Annotated in this window: 12 protein-coding genes; 3 read left to right on the forward strand and 9 right to left on the reverse strand. The window is 41.1% G+C overall.

Translation table 11 applies throughout. The annotated features are described in order from the left end of the window. Nucleotides 1-7 precede the first annotated feature (7 nt). Nucleotides 8-955, reverse strand: a complete 948-nt coding sequence (gene nusB, locus M2419_RS01670) for a transcription antitermination factor NusB (RefSeq protein WP_153846367.1) — start codon at nucleotides 953-955, stop codon at nucleotides 8-10. A 60-nt stretch (nucleotides 956-1015) separates the two neighbouring features. Beyond that, nucleotides 1016-2095 carry a Glu/Leu/Phe/Val dehydrogenase gene (locus M2419_RS01675; RefSeq protein WP_153846368.1) on the reverse strand — a complete coding sequence of 360 codons (1080 nt, stop codon included), beginning with the start codon at nucleotides 2093-2095 and terminating at the stop codon, nucleotides 1016-1018. Nucleotides 2096-2276: 181 nt separating this feature from the next. On the opposite strand from M2419_RS01675, the gene M2419_RS01680 reads away from it, so the two are divergent. Both M2419_RS01680 and M2419_RS01685 read left to right on the forward strand, forming a co-directional pair. Continuing rightward, nucleotides 2277-4058: an ABC transporter ATP-binding protein gene (locus tag M2419_RS01680; protein WP_159730970.1), complete on the forward strand. Its 1782-nt coding sequence runs from the start codon at nucleotides 2277-2279 to the stop codon at nucleotides 4056-4058. Between the two features lie 94 nt (nucleotides 4059-4152). Beyond that, nucleotides 4153-4497 (forward strand): hypothetical protein, encoded by a 345-nt coding sequence (locus M2419_RS01685; protein ID WP_153846370.1) that lies wholly within the window; start codon nucleotides 4153-4155, stop codon nucleotides 4495-4497. A 113-nt stretch (nucleotides 4498-4610) separates the two neighbouring features. On the opposite strand, the gene M2419_RS01690 is transcribed toward M2419_RS01685, so the two are convergent. From M2419_RS01690 to M2419_RS01715, 6 genes are all read right to left on the reverse strand, one after another. After that, nucleotides 4611-5852 carry an MFS transporter gene (locus tag M2419_RS01690; RefSeq protein WP_153846371.1) on the reverse strand — a complete coding sequence of 414 codons (1242 nt, stop codon included), beginning with the start codon at nucleotides 5850-5852 and terminating at the stop codon, nucleotides 4611-4613. A 154-nt stretch (nucleotides 5853-6006) separates the two neighbouring features. Next, the gene (locus M2419_RS01695) at nucleotides 6007-7101 is read right to left on the reverse strand and encodes a dipeptidase (protein WP_227550203.1); all 1095 of its coding nucleotides are present in this window, start codon (nucleotides 7099-7101) and stop codon (nucleotides 6007-6009) included. A 1-nt stretch (nucleotide 7102) separates the two neighbouring features. Beyond that, the gene (locus M2419_RS01700) at nucleotides 7103-8209 is read right to left on the reverse strand and encodes a D-TA family PLP-dependent enzyme (RefSeq protein WP_259254103.1); all 1107 of its coding nucleotides are present in this window, start codon (nucleotides 8207-8209) and stop codon (nucleotides 7103-7105) included. 10 nt (nucleotides 8210-8219) lie between these two features. Beyond that, nucleotides 8220-8684, reverse strand: a complete 465-nt coding sequence (locus M2419_RS01705) for a RidA family protein (RefSeq protein ID WP_075993294.1) — start codon at nucleotides 8682-8684, stop codon at nucleotides 8220-8222. A 30-nt stretch (nucleotides 8685-8714) separates the two neighbouring features. Then, nucleotides 8715-10043, reverse strand: coding sequence for a gluconate:H+ symporter (locus M2419_RS01710; RefSeq protein WP_182331270.1), 1329 nt, complete (start codon nucleotides 10041-10043; stop codon nucleotides 8715-8717). 239 nt (nucleotides 10044-10282) lie between these two features. Continuing rightward, complete coding sequence (locus M2419_RS01715; protein ID WP_182331268.1) at nucleotides 10283-11740, reverse strand: aminoacyl-histidine dipeptidase; 1458 nt, start codon at nucleotides 11738-11740, stop codon at nucleotides 10283-10285. 128 nt (nucleotides 11741-11868) lie between these two features. Between M2419_RS01715 and M2419_RS01720 the strand changes: the two genes are divergently transcribed. Next, nucleotides 11869-13353, forward strand: a complete 1485-nt coding sequence (locus M2419_RS01720) for a glycoside hydrolase family 130 protein (protein ID WP_120332681.1) — start codon at nucleotides 11869-11871, stop codon at nucleotides 13351-13353. Here M2419_RS01720 and M2419_RS01725 read toward each other — a convergent pair. Further along, nucleotides 13325-15538, reverse strand: a complete 2214-nt coding sequence (locus tag M2419_RS01725; RefSeq protein ID WP_259254104.1) for a glycosyltransferase family 4 protein — start codon at nucleotides 15536-15538, stop codon at nucleotides 13325-13327. The genes M2419_RS01720 and M2419_RS01725 overlap by 29 nt on opposite strands. Nucleotides 15539-15805 lie beyond the last annotated feature (267 nt).

The raw sequence follows: 15805 nt of genomic DNA on the forward strand, positions 1-15805 counted from the left end.
TTTGGTTTTAATCTCTTAAACCACGACCTGCCTTCTGGATTCTTCCTTGTTGATTCAGATCGCTCAGTATTTTATCCAAGATACCATTGATAAATGTATTACTTTTCAATGTACTGAATACCTTAGAAATTTCAATATACTCATTTATTGTCACTTTCACTGGAATAGATGGAAAATTAACCAACTCACATATGGCCATACGCATCAATAATGTATCCATTAAGGCAATACGATCTGATTCCCAATTCTTCGTTTTCTCAGAGATAAGCTTTTGATATTCATTTGTATTGCGGATAGTTTTACCCAACAATGCAATGACATAGTCGCTATCATCATTCCAGTTTTGCGTAATCTCTGCAAGTTTATTTTTACGTGGATCTTCAGAACTAAAATTCTTAAAAGTCTTCGCAATCAAAGCCTGCAATACTTCTTTATCTACCGGCCAGTTGATGAATTTTTCTTCAAAAACCTGCTCTATAACCGGCGATTTCAAGATGATCTTTTTAAAGATATGCTTGATGATATCTTTTTCCGTACCGATCGAACGATCTTCTTGTTGCAAGTACTCCAAATAAGCTTCAGAATCCTTTAACTGCAAAAATACAGTACGTACGATCTCCGGGTCAAAGCTCCATGAAATCTTATACTTTTTGACACCCTCTCCATATTGTGGATTTTGTCTCAATGACTCAATAAAAGTGTTTGTACTTAACTTGGTTGTTAAAGACAAGTCTTTTTCAGTTGGTAAAAACTTATTGGCCCTACCCTCTGCATCTATTAAGACATAATCAGATACTTCATCTAAAAGATTCAGTGTCCACATATACATCTCATAAACTTCATCCACATTTTTTAATAGTGCTTTCTCAAATGTTTTGATGTCTTTATCTTCCGAAAGACTGTACGCATAAAGCGTTTGCACTACTTTTACCCTCAGGTGTCTCCTGTTTAACATAGTAATTTTAAAGAACGATTTTTTATAAAATAATAAATAAGAACGATTTTGGGATGAAGACTATCTCTTGATTTTTTTAATATCTTGGATACGCTTCTCCGCGATGCGATTGGCCGCTTCAAAAGTTGAGATATTCTCTTCTTTTGATTTTTTTAACACGTCTCTAGTCGCATTATAAATATTTTTGATCACAAATTCAGTGTGATCTACACCATAATTTTGAATTTCTGAATAACAGCCGATTAATGCACCAGCGTTGATCAAATAGTCAGGGGCGTATAATATACCTCTTTCATGAAGGATAGAACTTGTAACAAGTTCATCTTTCAATTGATTATTGGCAGAACCAGCAATAATTTTGCATTGCATTTTCTGTGCGGATTCTGGATTTACAGTACCGCCTAATGCACAGGGAGAATATACATCAAATTCGTGATCGAATACTTCACCGTAAGGGATTGGCTCTGCTTTGTATTTGGCCGCCACTTTCAGCATTTTTTCTTCCGTAATATCGCTGACATAAACACGTGCATTCTCTTCACGCAACATCGCAATTAAACGCTCACCAATACCACCTACTCCATGTACAATCACTTTTTTACCGGCAACACTTTCCGATCCATAAAGCTCTTTCAAACAAGCTTTTATACCAAAATAAACACCTTGAGCCGCAAAGATCGAAGGATCACCTACACCACTACCATGAATTGCTTTTGGTAAACCAGCAACATGGTCAGTTTCGGTATAAATATGTTCTAAATCGCGTTGTGTAGTACCTACATCCAAAGAAGCAATGAAATTACCATTCAATCCTTCAATAAACTGGCCCAAACGGCGCAATAAAACCTCAGATTTGTCCAAACGGCTATTCCCAATAATAACAGCACTTCCCCCGCCTAAATTCAATCCAGTGATGGCAGATTTATACGTAATGGCCTTGGATAAACGTAAAGCATCCTCAATAGCTTCTTCTGTACTTTCGTATGGTAACATACGAACCCCTCCTATCGCAGGCCCCAAGGTTGTATCATGGATCGCAACGATAGCTTTCAAGCCCACTAATTCATCATTACAGAAAAATAAGTTTTGATGGCCAGACTGGCTCATCAATTCAAAAATAGAATTTTGAGATGTTGACATAAAATGTACTACTCTAATTTGTTTTAATTTTTTAAGGTACTTGATGCAAAAGTAGGAAAATTATTCGTTGTGCATAACAACTTTTTTTATCCAAGACTTAACATTTGATTTCCGAATGACAGTAAATTCACTCAAATCGTAAAGCATTTTGATGAATTAGTCCTACTTTTGTATTCGTAATATGAAGGATCTCGCCTACTTAAATAAGTACTTTTATAAATACCGCTGGAAACTGATTCCAGGGGTTATTTTTGTTATCATCTCCAACTATTTCGGAGTATTGCCTGCAAAGGTGATTCGCGAAGCATTTGATTTGGTACAGGAAAACATCTATCTATACCGTCTATTTGATGGTTTCGACAGACAGGAACTCATCTACCAGGTATTTGGCACCAGCCTCCTGTTTTTTGGTTTTGTTGTCCTCCTACTTTCGCTGTTGCGGGGCATATTTTTATTCTTTATGCGTCAGACGATCATTTTAACGTCGCGTTATATTGAATACGACCTCAAAAATGAGATCTATAATCATTACCAAGATTTAAACTTCGGTTTCTTTCGGAAGAACAATACCGGAGATCTCATGAGCCGAGCCACCGAAGATGTCAATCAGGTACGTAACTACCTCGGACCTGCCATCATGTATGCGATCAATACCATAGTTTTATCGATCATGGTCATCTATGCGATGTATAGCGTCAATGGACGGTTGGCTACTTATGCATTGGCGCCAATACCGGTCCTATCGGTTATTATTTTATTTGTCAATAAGATTATTAACAAGCGTAGCTTAAAAATACAGAAACAACTGGCGAACCTTTCTTCTTTTGTGCAGGAAACTTTTGCAGGTATCCGCGTCATCAAGACCTATACCAGAGAACAAAACAAAATGCAGGAATTTGAGAAGGAAAGTACCATTTACCGTAATACGGCTCTTGATCTCGTCAAAGTACAGGCTGTTTTCTTTCCGCTTATTCTATTGCTGATTGGGCTCAGTACGGTAATCACCATTTATATTGGTGGAATTGAAGTTGCCAAAGGAACAGTCACTGCCGGAAATATTGCTGAGTTTATCATTTATGTCAACCAGTTGACTTTCCCTGCCATGTCTTTGGCTTGGGTTACATCATTGGTACAACGTGCTGCAGCCTCACAAAAACGCATCAACGAATTCCTCCATACTGAATCTCCAATTGTTAACGGAACAGCTACCAAAGAACTAGCCGGTGAAATCAGGGTTGATGGAATCTCCTTTACCTATCCGGAAACAGGTATTCAGGCGATTAAAAATATATCGTTCCAAATTCCGATCGGCAAAACACTTGCTATTATCGGAAAAACAGGATCCGGAAAATCTACGCTGGCCAACTTACTCCTTCGAATGTATGATACCGACAAAGGAAGTATTCATTATGATAGTCTTGAAATTAAAAACCTTGATTTCAAAAGCTTGCGCCAACAAGTTGGATTTGTCCCACAAGATGTTTTCCTATTTTCAGATACCATTGCCAATAATATAGGCTTTGGTTTAGACCACTTTACACAGGAACAAGTGGAACAGGCCGCCAAAGATGCCGCTGTATACGACAATATTATAGCTTTTGAAGATGGATTTGAAACCGCCGTTGGGGAACGTGGTATCACCCTCTCCGGGGGACAAAAACAACGGGTATCCATCGCACGCGCTTTAATTAAGGAACCTAAAGTATTGATTTTTGATGACTGTCTTTCAGCCGTAGATACAAAAACAGAAGAAACAATTCTCCGTTCGCTAAGCCGCATCATGAAAGGCAAGACCTGTATTTTTATTGCCCATCGCATCTCGACAATCAAGAATGCAGACCATATATTGGTGATGGATCAAGGAGAAATTGTAGAACAGGGTACACATGCTGAATTGATGGAGAAGAGAGGTGAATATTTTGAACTCCATGAAAAGCAATTACTGGAAAGTGTCGAAGGATAATTAAAATATCCCTGAATTCAGCTAAAGGATGAAAGGGATATCTCTCCTAAATTTGTCTTAAATATTTAAGTCAAACATTTTACATTAAAGGATCATGGAGAGACCCCCTATTCAGAAGGCTACGTCAAGTGACGGAAAAACAATTGCTATTATTTCTTACTTAACCATCATCGGCCTTGTTGCTGCCATCATTATGAACAACAAGGAAAAGACTGCTTTAGCGCAATTCCATATCCGACAAAGTATAGGAATTTCAGTGACAGGAATGGCTTTGGGACTGTTACGTTTTGTTCCAGGTATTGGCGGAATAGCCATTAGTATTGTTGGATTGCTCCTACTTATTGCTCTTATATTAGGATTAGTGTCCGCATTTTCCGGAGAGCGGAAACCACTCCCCTTCATCGGTGAAAAATACCAGGAATGGTTCAATATGATCTAATAGGCATTATGATCTAATAGGCATTTTCAAGACATGGAGCACCTTCCCATCAAAGCTGCTCCATGTTATCGTTTTTTATGAACGTTCTGCCTTTAATTGAACATAGCGCATCTTTAGCTAGCTTTCATATCCGGCACCGCTTTCTCTTCTTTAAAAAACAGGGCAAATAACACAAGACAAAAACCAGAAATACCTGCTGGAATAAACCAAAGATATTCCCAAAATTGAGCAGCATAAGCTGTTTTCAGATAATCTGAAACAGCACCGGCAACCCAAAATCCGATCAGCATCCCTACACCATACATCGCAATGGTAATAAGACCCTGTGCAGAAGCCTTGTATTTTTCACCAGCAATTCGATCGGTATAGATCTGCCCCACTACGAACATAAAATCATAGCAGATGCCATGCAATAAAATTCCGAATAGCAATAAGAATGACCGTTCCTGTCCGTCGCCGTAGGCAAAAAACAAATAACGGAGTGCCCAGGCCGCAATGCCCAGTAAAATCATTTTTTTATACCCCAAGCGTCTAAAGAAAAATGGAATCAACAACAGGCAGATGGCTTCGGAAAATTGCCCCAATGCCATTTTTGCTGTGGGATTGGATATTCCGGCGTTGACCAAAAATGGGTTCGCATTTTGATAATAGAACGAAATGGGAATACAGATTACAATTGCTGTTACAAAAAAAATCAGAAAACTCCGCTGTTTTAAAAGCTTCAATGCATCCAAACCGATTGCCTTTCCAAAATCAAATTTTTCATCCCTGAGTTTCACCTGAGGTGGAGTTTTTGGCAGGGCCAAACTAAAGAATGCCAGTAACAACGAACAAACCGCCCCCATAATAAAAGTGTTGTGCAGGGCACCTGCCTGTATCGATTCGGGAGCATCCCAACGGAACAAATAACTGATTACGAGTCCCGAACAGATCCAACCGATCGTTCCCCACACGCGTACCCCCGGAAAATACTTCTTCGCGTCTTCAATATGCCGGAATGCGATCCCATTGGATAAGGATAGCGAAGACATGTAAGCCATAAAATAGACAAATACATAGGGATAAAAATGTGTCGCATCGGGTGCCTGCGACATCCCGTAAAGTAGTGCAGCTCCAATGAGATGTAATGCTGAAAGTACCCGCTCGGCATTAAAATACCTGTCGGCGACAAAACCCACAAAAAAAGGAGCAAATACAGCACCAAGGGATTGTGTCGCAAAAATATTTGCGACCTCCATACCCGAGGCATTGAGCGATTTAATGAGGTATGTTCCCAAAGTTACAAACCAAGCCCCTTTGATAAAATATTCTAAAAACATCATCAGGGACAATTGCACGCGTAATACTGGTTTCATCTATTAATTAGTGTTGGAGGTGTTTGTTTTGATTCGTTTATTCGGCTTCGCTATTGTTAACTATTTGCTCTTCAAGACATGCTATCATCTGCGTAGGTTATTGACCTATTTGTGCTCAAGTATGTCTCCATTTCTTTTCTTAAGATTTCTTTTCTTAAGATTCGGGCAATGCATTTCGCATAAAATTAAGCCAGTTCTTGCTGGCAATCTTTTCAAGATCGGTGTTATCATACCCTCTTTTTGACAGGATACCAAATACTTTTTGGATATCGGCAATGGTTTCCAGATCATAAGGACACTGCTCACGGCCAAATGCTCCGTCTAAATCGCTCCCCACGCCAACATGATCGACATTTCCTGCCAATTGACAAATATGATCAATATTGTTGGCCATGATTTCCATGGAGCAATTGCTTGTTTTAGGGTCGGATACACCTCGTACCCAATTCGGTACCATCATCCAAGCATCGAGCGCTACACCGATCACCGCTTTTTTCTTCACAAGTGTCTTAATCATTTCATCACTGAACTGCCTATTATGGTCCACAAACTTGCGGCAATTATTATGACTGGCCCAAATCGCACCCTGATAACGTTGTACAGCATCCCAAAAAGCATCATCATTTAGGTGTGTCGCGTCCAATATCATCCCCAATCGCTCCATTTCCTGCAACAACCTTATTCCCTGCTCATTAAGCTTGCCAGACGAATCTGTTCCATTGGCATATCTACCTGGCCCGTAATGTGCTGGTCCAATCGCTCTTAAACCATAGTTATAGGCTGTTTCGAGATAGCTGATATCTACAATGGAATCGGCACCTTCCAGACTCAGCAGGTACCCGATTGGCTTATCGGCATGATCGCCGCCATCCGACCAAAGCGCCAAATGTTGGTCCAGATCAGTTTTTGTACAGATCATTTTCATTTGTCCATCGGCTTCCATTGCTTTATACCATGCAAGCTGTCCCTGTGTTTGCGCCCATGCCTGTTCCGGTGAGTACCAGCCTGGTAATGGGCTATCGGGTTTTACGAAACGGGCGATTTGAGTGGCAACAACCAAACCAATATGACCACGACGCAATTCGTCAAAAGTGACTGTTGCCTTAGCACGATCGGGTTTGTCATCCATCCCCTTTTCCCTACGGTTCAGTTCAGTAATCGGCAATCGAAGATCCCGATTCCATTCCATGGCATTCATACTCAAATCCAAATGTGCATCGACCAAAAATGGCATTTCAAATTCGTACATATCAATAATTTATTTTTTTATTTCGCGCATAAACAGTCCAAATTTGATCTGCCTGCCGTTCATTGACAACTTGAAGTTCGCCATAACAAGCTACTGTCGGGCAGATATGCCTTGGCACGGCATAAAGGGCATCGCCGATATTAAATTGTGCAGTATTGGAAACTTCAACCACCAAATGTTCTTCACTCTGCATTTTTATTTCGCCAATACGGGAATCGAAAAACTTGACGCGAGGCTGCGGCGATTCACATGCAACTGATTTATACCCCAGGTCCAAACAAAGGTGCTTGTGATCAACGATAGAAACGACACGCGTCAAAAGTACCGCCGCAAGTATAAAATCCTGTTCTGCGTAATTTTCGGCATAGCCAAAATCCCAAAACACAAACGTTCCGGGACTGCATTCTACATCGCTGCGTTCGGCATGAAAAGTGAAACTTGGCGAACCGCCAATAACTTTAGTCAAAGGTTTAGAAGTGGACACCTGCGCCATAAGGTAGGCCGTTTCGAGTATACCATATGAATGTTGGGATTGCTTTTCGCGAAGTTTATAATCCTTGTCATGAATATGACCGTCATAACCATGCACACCTACCAACTGAACACCTTCCAAAAGATGGATATCCATAACGAGACGCTCAATCCCTTCTAAAGGTACTCCTGTACGGCCCATGCCAATATTAACATCCAGATAAACAGCGCTGTGTAAGCCTTTCGACAAGCTTCGCTTTGAAATCTCCTGTGCTGCATCGACATGATCCACAAGACAGGCAAAATGTGTCTCGGGAAAGGCGGCTACAAGATTCAAAAAACGATCTATCTTTGGCCCTACGGGCTGGTATGCCAGCAAAACATCTTTTGCACCGATAATACCCAATAGTTCAGCTTCTGCAATGGTTGCACACTTAAACTTTGTAATCCCCCTATCCATCATCAGTTGGCATACTTCCCGACACTTGTTCGTTTTGATATGCGGCCGCAATCGATCAGCCCGCCCATGCACAATATGTAAAGCGCGGTCTATGTTCTTGACAATGCGATCAGGATAGACCAGCAAGGCTGGCGAATCGACCTGATCGACATCATGTATATGGCACCAAGTTTCCATACAATTCAGATTAGTATAACTCAAATAATGCTTCGATTTCTACGGGAATATTATCGGGCAAAGAACCAAATCCAACTGCACTACGTGTTCCAATACCATTCTCTTCTCCCCAAACCGCAGCGAATAGCTCACTACAGCCGTTAATTACGCCTGGATGATAAAGAAAATCCGAGGTACAGTTGACCATACCCAATACCTTGATCACACGCTTGATTTTGTTCAATGAGCCCAAGTTGGTTTTAATGGTCGACAACATGGTTAGGCCAACTTGTCTCGCTGCAAGTTTGCCTTCTTCAGGACTGATATCACTTCCAATGCGACCGATAATTAATGCAGCATCATCTTGTACTGGACCATGACCAGAAAGATACAGATACTTGCCGTCAATAACGTATGGTTTATAGACACCTTTAGGTGCCGGTGCCGGAGGTAATGTCAAACCTAATTTTTCGAATTGTTCGTCTGCGTTGTACATCTTTAACGATTTTAAAGTTTAAAATAATAGCTAATATAAAATTAATTGCAATAGTAAAACAGCAAGGAGCCCAACAATGGAAACAATCGCCTCCATGATCGACCATGAAAATAACGTATCCTTTACGCTTAGGCCAAAGTACTCTTTAAATAGCCAAAATCCGGCATCATTGACATGGGAAAACATCAGACTTCCGGCTCCTATCGCCAATACCATAAGGTTGGGATCCGCTTTTCCCCCTGTAACAATAGGTAGCAGAACACCAGCGGCTGTCAAGGCGGCTACTGTGGCCGAGCCGACACAACCTCTGATAACAGCTGTAATTAACCAAGCCAACAGTAAAGGTGAAATGGGGAGCTGTTGCAGGGTATTGGCCAATAACAGACTGACTCCACTGTCCTCCATCACTTGTTTAAAGATTCCCGAGCCAGCAATAATCAATAGAATCATGGCAATATCTTTCACCGCAGACTCATAGATTGTCATCACATTGGTCATCGATCGTCCCAATTTCAATCCTAATAAATAGGTTGCTACACCGACCGCAATAACCATAACAACGGTAGGGTTGCCGATAAACTTAACTCCCTCCTGCAGCGCTATATTGGTTGTATGATAGCAATAAGGAAGCAGTGTAAATAAAACAATGAGCAATACCGGCAGCAAAGCAACAGCCAAACTTACCCCCACTGTCGGGCGCGGATACTGCGCTGATTCTGAGCGATCTTTCTCTCGAAAAATTGATTCCTGACTTGCACGTATATTTTTGAGGCTTCTTCCAAAAATTGGCCCACCCAAAATAATAGCAGGTATGGCGATCAAAAGACCATATATAAGTGTCAGTCCCATATCAGCGTGAAACAGGGCAACTAATGCAACTGGGGAAGGATGCGGCGGAATAAAGCCATGTGTCACAGACAGGGCTGCCAGCATCGGTAATCCAATATATACTGTCGGCAACTTATAGCGGTAGGAAATCGAAAATATCAAGGGAACTAATAAGACAAATCCGATTCCATAAAATAGCGGTATTCCAACGATAAAACCCGTCAACATAAGCCCCCACTGAAGGTATTTCTCTCCCATCAGGCGGACCATTTGCTCAGCAATTATCTCGGCGGCCCCACTTTCAGCTACAATTTTCCCCAACATTGCGCCCAATACAATAATTAAAGTCAGGCTCCCCATAACTCCCGCAACGCCCTTTTCAACTGTCCCCACCAACTGTGCCGGTGGAATACCCAAACAAAGTCCACTGAGTAAGGAAACAACTAAAAAAGCGAGAAAGGCATTGATCTTAAAATAAGTTATGCAAAGGATAAGCAAACAAATGCTGATTACAATGAGGATTATGATCATTATATCACTATTAGGTTTTCCCTCAATTTGAGAGCTTGTATAAAATTTGGTCTATTAAATCATTTTTTCATCCTGAAAGTAAGGTTATTTTTCATTTTTTGCAAGGAAAATGAAAAATTAATGAAAATAAAAAAGGTATGGCTTACACCATACCTTTCTGTTTCCGTGACCTATCTCTTTTTGCTTTCATGACCTATCGTCAAAAAAAAAAAAACCAGCAATAGGCCCTTGTTGAAAATTTATTTTTTAGGGATCTCTTTGAGAATTTCGAGCACAAAACTCCAAAACTTCTGTACCGAAGAAATGGAGACACGCTCTGCAGGCGAATGTGCACCTAAGATTGTTGGTCCAAAAGAAATCATATCCATTTCGGGATAGTTTGTTCCCAAGATACCGCACTCAAGTCCGGCATGGCAAGCCACGACTTCTGGAGCTTCACCATGTTGTCTCGTATAAATTGATTTGAGCACTTCTAAAATCTCAGAATTCGGATTAGGTGCCCATCCTGGATAATTGCCCGAAAAACCGACGGTAAAACCACCCAGTTCAAATGCAGCTTTTAAAGATTGGGCTAAATCAAATTTAGACGTTTCAACAGAAGATCTGGTTAGACATTTGATGGAAACCTTTTCCCCGCCTACTTCTACTTTAGCAATATTATTGGAGGTTTCTACCAAGTCTTCGAAATCGGCACTCACACGATATACACCATTTAAAGCCGCATAAACGCTGTTGATCAGGTTTTCCTGCACGTTTACTGGAACTACTGTTGCATAAGCAGCATCAGTTTGCTTCACGACAATTTCCATAGCCGGTTCTGTCGTTGCAAATTCCAATTTAATATCCTGAGCCAACTGTGTCAAATTCTGAACAAAGTCAGTTGCTTTATCCTTAATGATTACCACCTTTGCAACACTTTCTCTCGGAATTGCATTGCGTAGACTTCCGCCCAATAAAGAAGCAATACGCAATCCATAATGTGCATTGGAGCCAAATAACAAACGGTTCATTACTTTATTGGCATTGGCAAAACCTTTATGAATGTCCATACCAGAATGCCCCCCATGTAGTCCTTTTACTGTAATTTCAAAAGATAACGTATCAAAAGGACAAGGCTCTGCAACGTAGGACTGCGTTGCCGTCACATCAATGCCCCCGGCACAGCCAATATCGATTTCAGTATCATTCTCTGTATCCAGATTGAGCAAGATTTCGCCCGAAAGCACACCGCCTTTTAAACCTAAAGCTCCCGTCATGCCTGTCTCTTCATCAATCGTAAACAAAGCTTCAATGGCAGGGTGTTCAATAATGGATGATTCCAAAATCGACATGATTGTCGCAACGCCAAGACCATTATCTGCACCCAAAGTGGTACCTTCTGCTTTTATCCAATCACCATCAACGTACATCTTAATACCTTCATTATCGAAGTCAAAAACAGTATCGTTATTTTTCTGGTGAACCATATCCAAATGCGACTGCAATACAATCGTTTTACGGTCCTCCATTCCCGGAGTAGCGGATTTTTTGATGAGCACATTACCAATCTCATCAACGCTTGTTTCTAAACCCAAGGATTTACCAAAGTCTACCATAAAGGCAATCACGCGCTCTTCTTTTTTAGAAGCTCTCGGGACCGCATTCAATGCAGAGAAATTTTTCCAAATTGCTTTTGGTTCTAAACTATTTTCAATCATATCTAAAATTTTTCCTTGGTCAAAGTTACTCCATTTTTATTAGATATCCGGTGATTATTGGCTTAGAATAAAAACAAAAGCCAATCACTGTTCGTTCTAATACAGGGTATAAACATCAACATATCATTATGCATAGACCAGTACAAGTTGAACGGAAGGATATCTACTTTAAACCTGATAAAAAGAGAGTTTTAGCACGTTTTTTTTCGTTGGGAGATGACCGCACGATAAAAGTTATCAAACGCCTTCTATCGCTTAACGAATTGGAACGGAAAGAGGTATTTGGACAGGTCCTGCGAAGCTATACAAAAAGACATCGTAGCATTGTCCATATATTTGAACGTAATTTTGACCGAATAAGCCACTTATTGGAGAAGATTCCATTTCCAAAGGAAAAGCTAAGTCAAATTGACAAGCTACTGATCGGATCCTACTTCACCATGGAATATTCGATTGAGTCAGCGGCATTATTTAATCCCTCCATTATCGAACATCCGGACCAGACAGAGTTATTCAAAGGTGAAAAACGGGTTATTTTGAGTTTCAGGGCTACAGGAGAAGGCCATGTCTCTTCAATCGTTTTTCGATCAGGCACACTTGATGTCGACAATAATATACATATCGATTATGTTGGCAGTTTATTGGATAAGCCCATACAAGTCAAAAATCACCGTTATCACAAGGAATCGTTCTTAAAGAAAATGAATGAGCTACATGCCGAACCAACGGAAGTCAAGTCAAAACTAGAGGAAAAGCTAACAGAAACATTTACCTACGAAGAACTCAAACGGTACATCGATGAAGTGCGACGCGATAGTGACGATAATCTGGAAAATATTACATTTCTGCAACAGGCCCTCTGGCTTGCATCTTCACATTATGAAATGACTTTCTCCCTGGATACTTCCATTTCGGAACGTGTCATATTTCCTATCGCCGACACAGAAAAAAGAGGAATTGAAGACGCTCGCTTCGTCCAGTTCCGAACCGAAAAAGGTGAGAGCACGTACTATGCAACATACACCGCTTACGACGGATTCAGCATCCTCCCGAAATTACTCACCACAAAAGATTTTTACCATTTTAAAGTGAAACCTATTTATGGTGAAATTGCCAATAAGGGGGCGGCACTATTTCCACGTAAAATAAATGGACGTTATGCCATGCTCTGCCGGATTGATGGTGAGAACAACTACATCGCCTACTCTAATAATATCAATATATGGCAGGAAACCGCAATCCGGATTCAGCAGCCAGAATATCCGTATGAATTTGTTCAGATTGGCAATTGCGGTTCGCCGATAGAAACACAATACGGCTGGCTGATTTTAACCCATGCCGTTGGACCAATGCGTGAATATGTCCTAGGCGCGGCTCTTTTGGACTTGGACAACCCGCATGTCGAAATTGGACGTCTACACAGCCCACTGATGACACCCAATGACGAAGAGCGAGAAGGCTATGTACCAAATGTCATTTATTCCTGCGGAGCCATTGTACACAACGAACACCTGATTTTACCTTATGCGATGTCCGATTATGCATCAACTTATGCAACCATCAAGCTCGAAGATTTGTTGCTCGCTATCTTGAATCCTGATCGTTATCAATAAAAGCACGATAAACTACGATATAAGCCAAATAGAAACAAAGGGTGCTCTCCGCCCCTTGGTTTCTATTGATGCCATAGGACTCGAGCCCATCACAGCAACCTTTGGTTTCCTCGTCATACAAAGCGAGCCGAAGGTCATTCTCGCCCAAAAACCAGCGAAAGGAAGCAATCATACGGGTAAAATAGACCTTTTTATTCGTCAGTCGAAAAGCTTCACGATACATAAATACCATTGCCGTGACATCAAGTGGCTGCTGACCAAACTTGCTGATATGCTTTCCTTGCTTGGCCCATTCTTGGTTTCCGACCAATGAGAGCGCACCGTTTTGGACAGTGATACTTTCGAGAAACTTTAAAGTCGATAGTCCCAACTGTTTTATTGTTTCATCGTTCAAAAAAGGATAAGCCATCAATAAGGCATAAGGTAAAATTGCGTTATCATAACTCAGTACCCCTTCAAACCATTGCCAATGTTCATCTGAACTTGCCTCGTATTCCTTTACCAGTTTGCTGATAAGTGTCCGCATCAACTCTATCATCAGCTCGTCATTGGATTGATGATGCAAATATTCCGCAATTCCCAATACAGTGTATGCAACCGCCCGGTTGGAACGCAACTTGCCAAAATTTGGAACAGCCCGAAAGAAAAGCTCATGTCCCAATTGATAATAACTTGTTAGTTTTGTCTCCCGAAGAAGCAGCCCCAATGCCCATATCGTCCGTCCAAAGGAATCTTCCGAACCGACTTCATCGAGGAAACTATGTTGGAAATTCATAAAATTGTGAAAAAGGCCGTCTTCGCGCTGATGATAATAGATATAGCTCAGGTAGGTCGAAATACGACGGTCGAGCCTTTTGTCAGCAAAATCTTGCTGCGCCAATAAAGTAACTAAAAGCGCTCTTGCATTATCGTCAAGACAATAGCCCTCTTTGTAGTTCGGGAGAGAATAGGTTGCATGCTGTAAGATACCGACCTGATTGGTCAGTCTGTCGATATGCTTCCAGCTGAATTTAGGCATTTCCTCTTTGCTAAATCCGACATTTTCTTTGAGGCTATCGTAGGTAGGAATAATTTTATCTAAAATTCGTGTGTACCGGAGGCCTATATTTTTCCAGGTCATCTCTTTCCCAAATGCGCTGGCATTGTCCCGCAATGTTGTTCGATAGTCCAAATTTGAAAACAAATTTTTGAGCACCTCGGCCATCTTGCTGGAATTTTTAAATTCTACGAGTACACCCCTTCCATCAGCTAGCAATTCCTTGGCATGCCAATAAGGAGTGGAAACCACCGCAGCTCCGGCACCGATGGCGTAAGATAATGTTCCACTTGTGATCTGTGCCTCATTAACATAAGGTGTAACATAAACGTCGCAGGCGCTTAGATAATCCACAAGATCGGCCTGGCTCACAAAGGAATTAACAAATTGTACGTGTTCCTGCAACTGATAAGCTTCGACTAGACTGCCCAGGTATTCCCGGTACTCCTCCCCGGAATGCGCCAATACATTGGGATGCGTTTTACCAACAACGAGGTACAACAGGTCCGGTTCATCCTTGACGACCTCGGGGAGAGCTTCGATCACCATTTCAATTCCCTTGTTTCGCCCCAAAAAACCGAAAGTCAATAAAACTTTCTTTCCAGAAAGACCCTTCTTTAGTTTTGCAAGCTCATGATCCAAAGTAAACTCTGGAACCCCGTGCTGAATCAATCTCACTTTAGAGGTATTTACCCGATAAATCGATTTGAGTAAAGTGATTGCATAATTGCTCATAACGATCACAATGGATGCTCGCTTAACAATTTCAATAAGAATGGCCTTTTCATCAACATTGGGCTTCTCAAGAATGGTGTGAAAATTTACCAGCAAGGGAATATGTAACGCGTTAATCAAGGACAATATATATGTTCCACTGTTTCCGCCAAATATGCCATATTCGTGTTCGAGTATGACACAGTCGTACCCGTTTTCATTAATATAATTTGCGGCTTCAATATAGGACAATTGATGATGTTGGTCTATTTTAAACACGACCTCACTGGGATAAACATAGTCCCGATCCGCGACCGCAAACACATGTTGTGTCAGCTCCTGATTATGCAGTGCTACAGCATGCAACAAATCTGATGTAAAAGTGGCAATTCCACATTCTTTGGGCAAGTAGGTACTTATATAAGCGATCTTCATTGGAATAATATTTTGAATATAGCCCGGACAAAGGCAATAGCATCGTGTGCTCCACTATCTAAATGCGTTTCGAACGAAAATTGTTTGTCACAACTGTATGAATTAAATCGGAGATAGGTTTAACGACACCTTGTGGGAATCAGTAGGTACTATAAAACCCGGCGCTGGAAAGCTATCCATTTGTTGAAAACAGGACAATTTGATGGAAAACAGGGTATCCATTGGTTATGCTTAGTAGAAAACAGGGGCTTGACTATGCGAAATAAG

It is taken from the genome of Sphingobacterium sp. BIGb0116 (assembly GCF_024808035.1).
Lineage (GTDB): Bacteria > Bacteroidota > Bacteroidia > Sphingobacteriales > Sphingobacteriaceae > Sphingobacterium > Sphingobacterium paramultivorum.

Coding starts and splice junctions, on each gene's coding strand:
- M2419_RS01690 (WP_153846371.1), bottom strand. CDS start 5,852: ATGAAACCAGTATTACGCGTGCAATTGTCCCTGATGATGTTTTTAGAA.
- M2419_RS01715 (WP_182331268.1), bottom strand. CDS start 11,740: ATGATTGAAAATAGTTTAGAACCAAAAGCAATTTGGAAAAATTTCTCT.
- M2419_RS01695 (WP_227550203.1), bottom strand. CDS start 7,101: ATGTACGAATTTGAAATGCCATTTTTGGTCGATGCACATTTGGATTTG.
- nusB (WP_153846367.1), bottom strand. CDS start 955: ATGTTAAACAGGAGACACCTGAGGGTAAAAGTAGTGCAAACGCTTTAT.
- M2419_RS01680 (WP_159730970.1), top strand. CDS start 2,277: ATGAAGGATCTCGCCTACTTAAATAAGTACTTTTATAAATACCGCTGG.
- M2419_RS01675 (WP_153846368.1), bottom strand. CDS start 2,095: ATGTCAACATCTCAAAATTCTATTTTTGAATTGATGAGCCAGTCTGGC.
- M2419_RS01700 (WP_259254103.1), bottom strand. CDS start 8,209: ATGGAAACTTGGTGCCATATACATGATGTCGATCAGGTCGATTCGCCA.
- M2419_RS01685 (WP_153846370.1), top strand. CDS start 4,153: ATGGAGAGACCCCCTATTCAGAAGGCTACGTCAAGTGACGGAAAAACA.
- M2419_RS01725 (WP_259254104.1), bottom strand. CDS start 15,538: ATGAAGATCGCTTATATAAGTACCTACTTGCCCAAAGAATGTGGAATT.
- M2419_RS01705 (WP_075993294.1), bottom strand. CDS start 8,684: ATGTACAACGCAGACGAACAATTCGAAAAATTAGGTTTGACATTACCT.
- M2419_RS01720 (WP_120332681.1), top strand. CDS start 11,869: ATGCATAGACCAGTACAAGTTGAACGGAAGGATATCTACTTTAAACCT.
- M2419_RS01710 (WP_182331270.1), bottom strand. CDS start 10,043: ATGATCATAATCCTCATTGTAATCAGCATTTGTTTGCTTATCCTTTGC.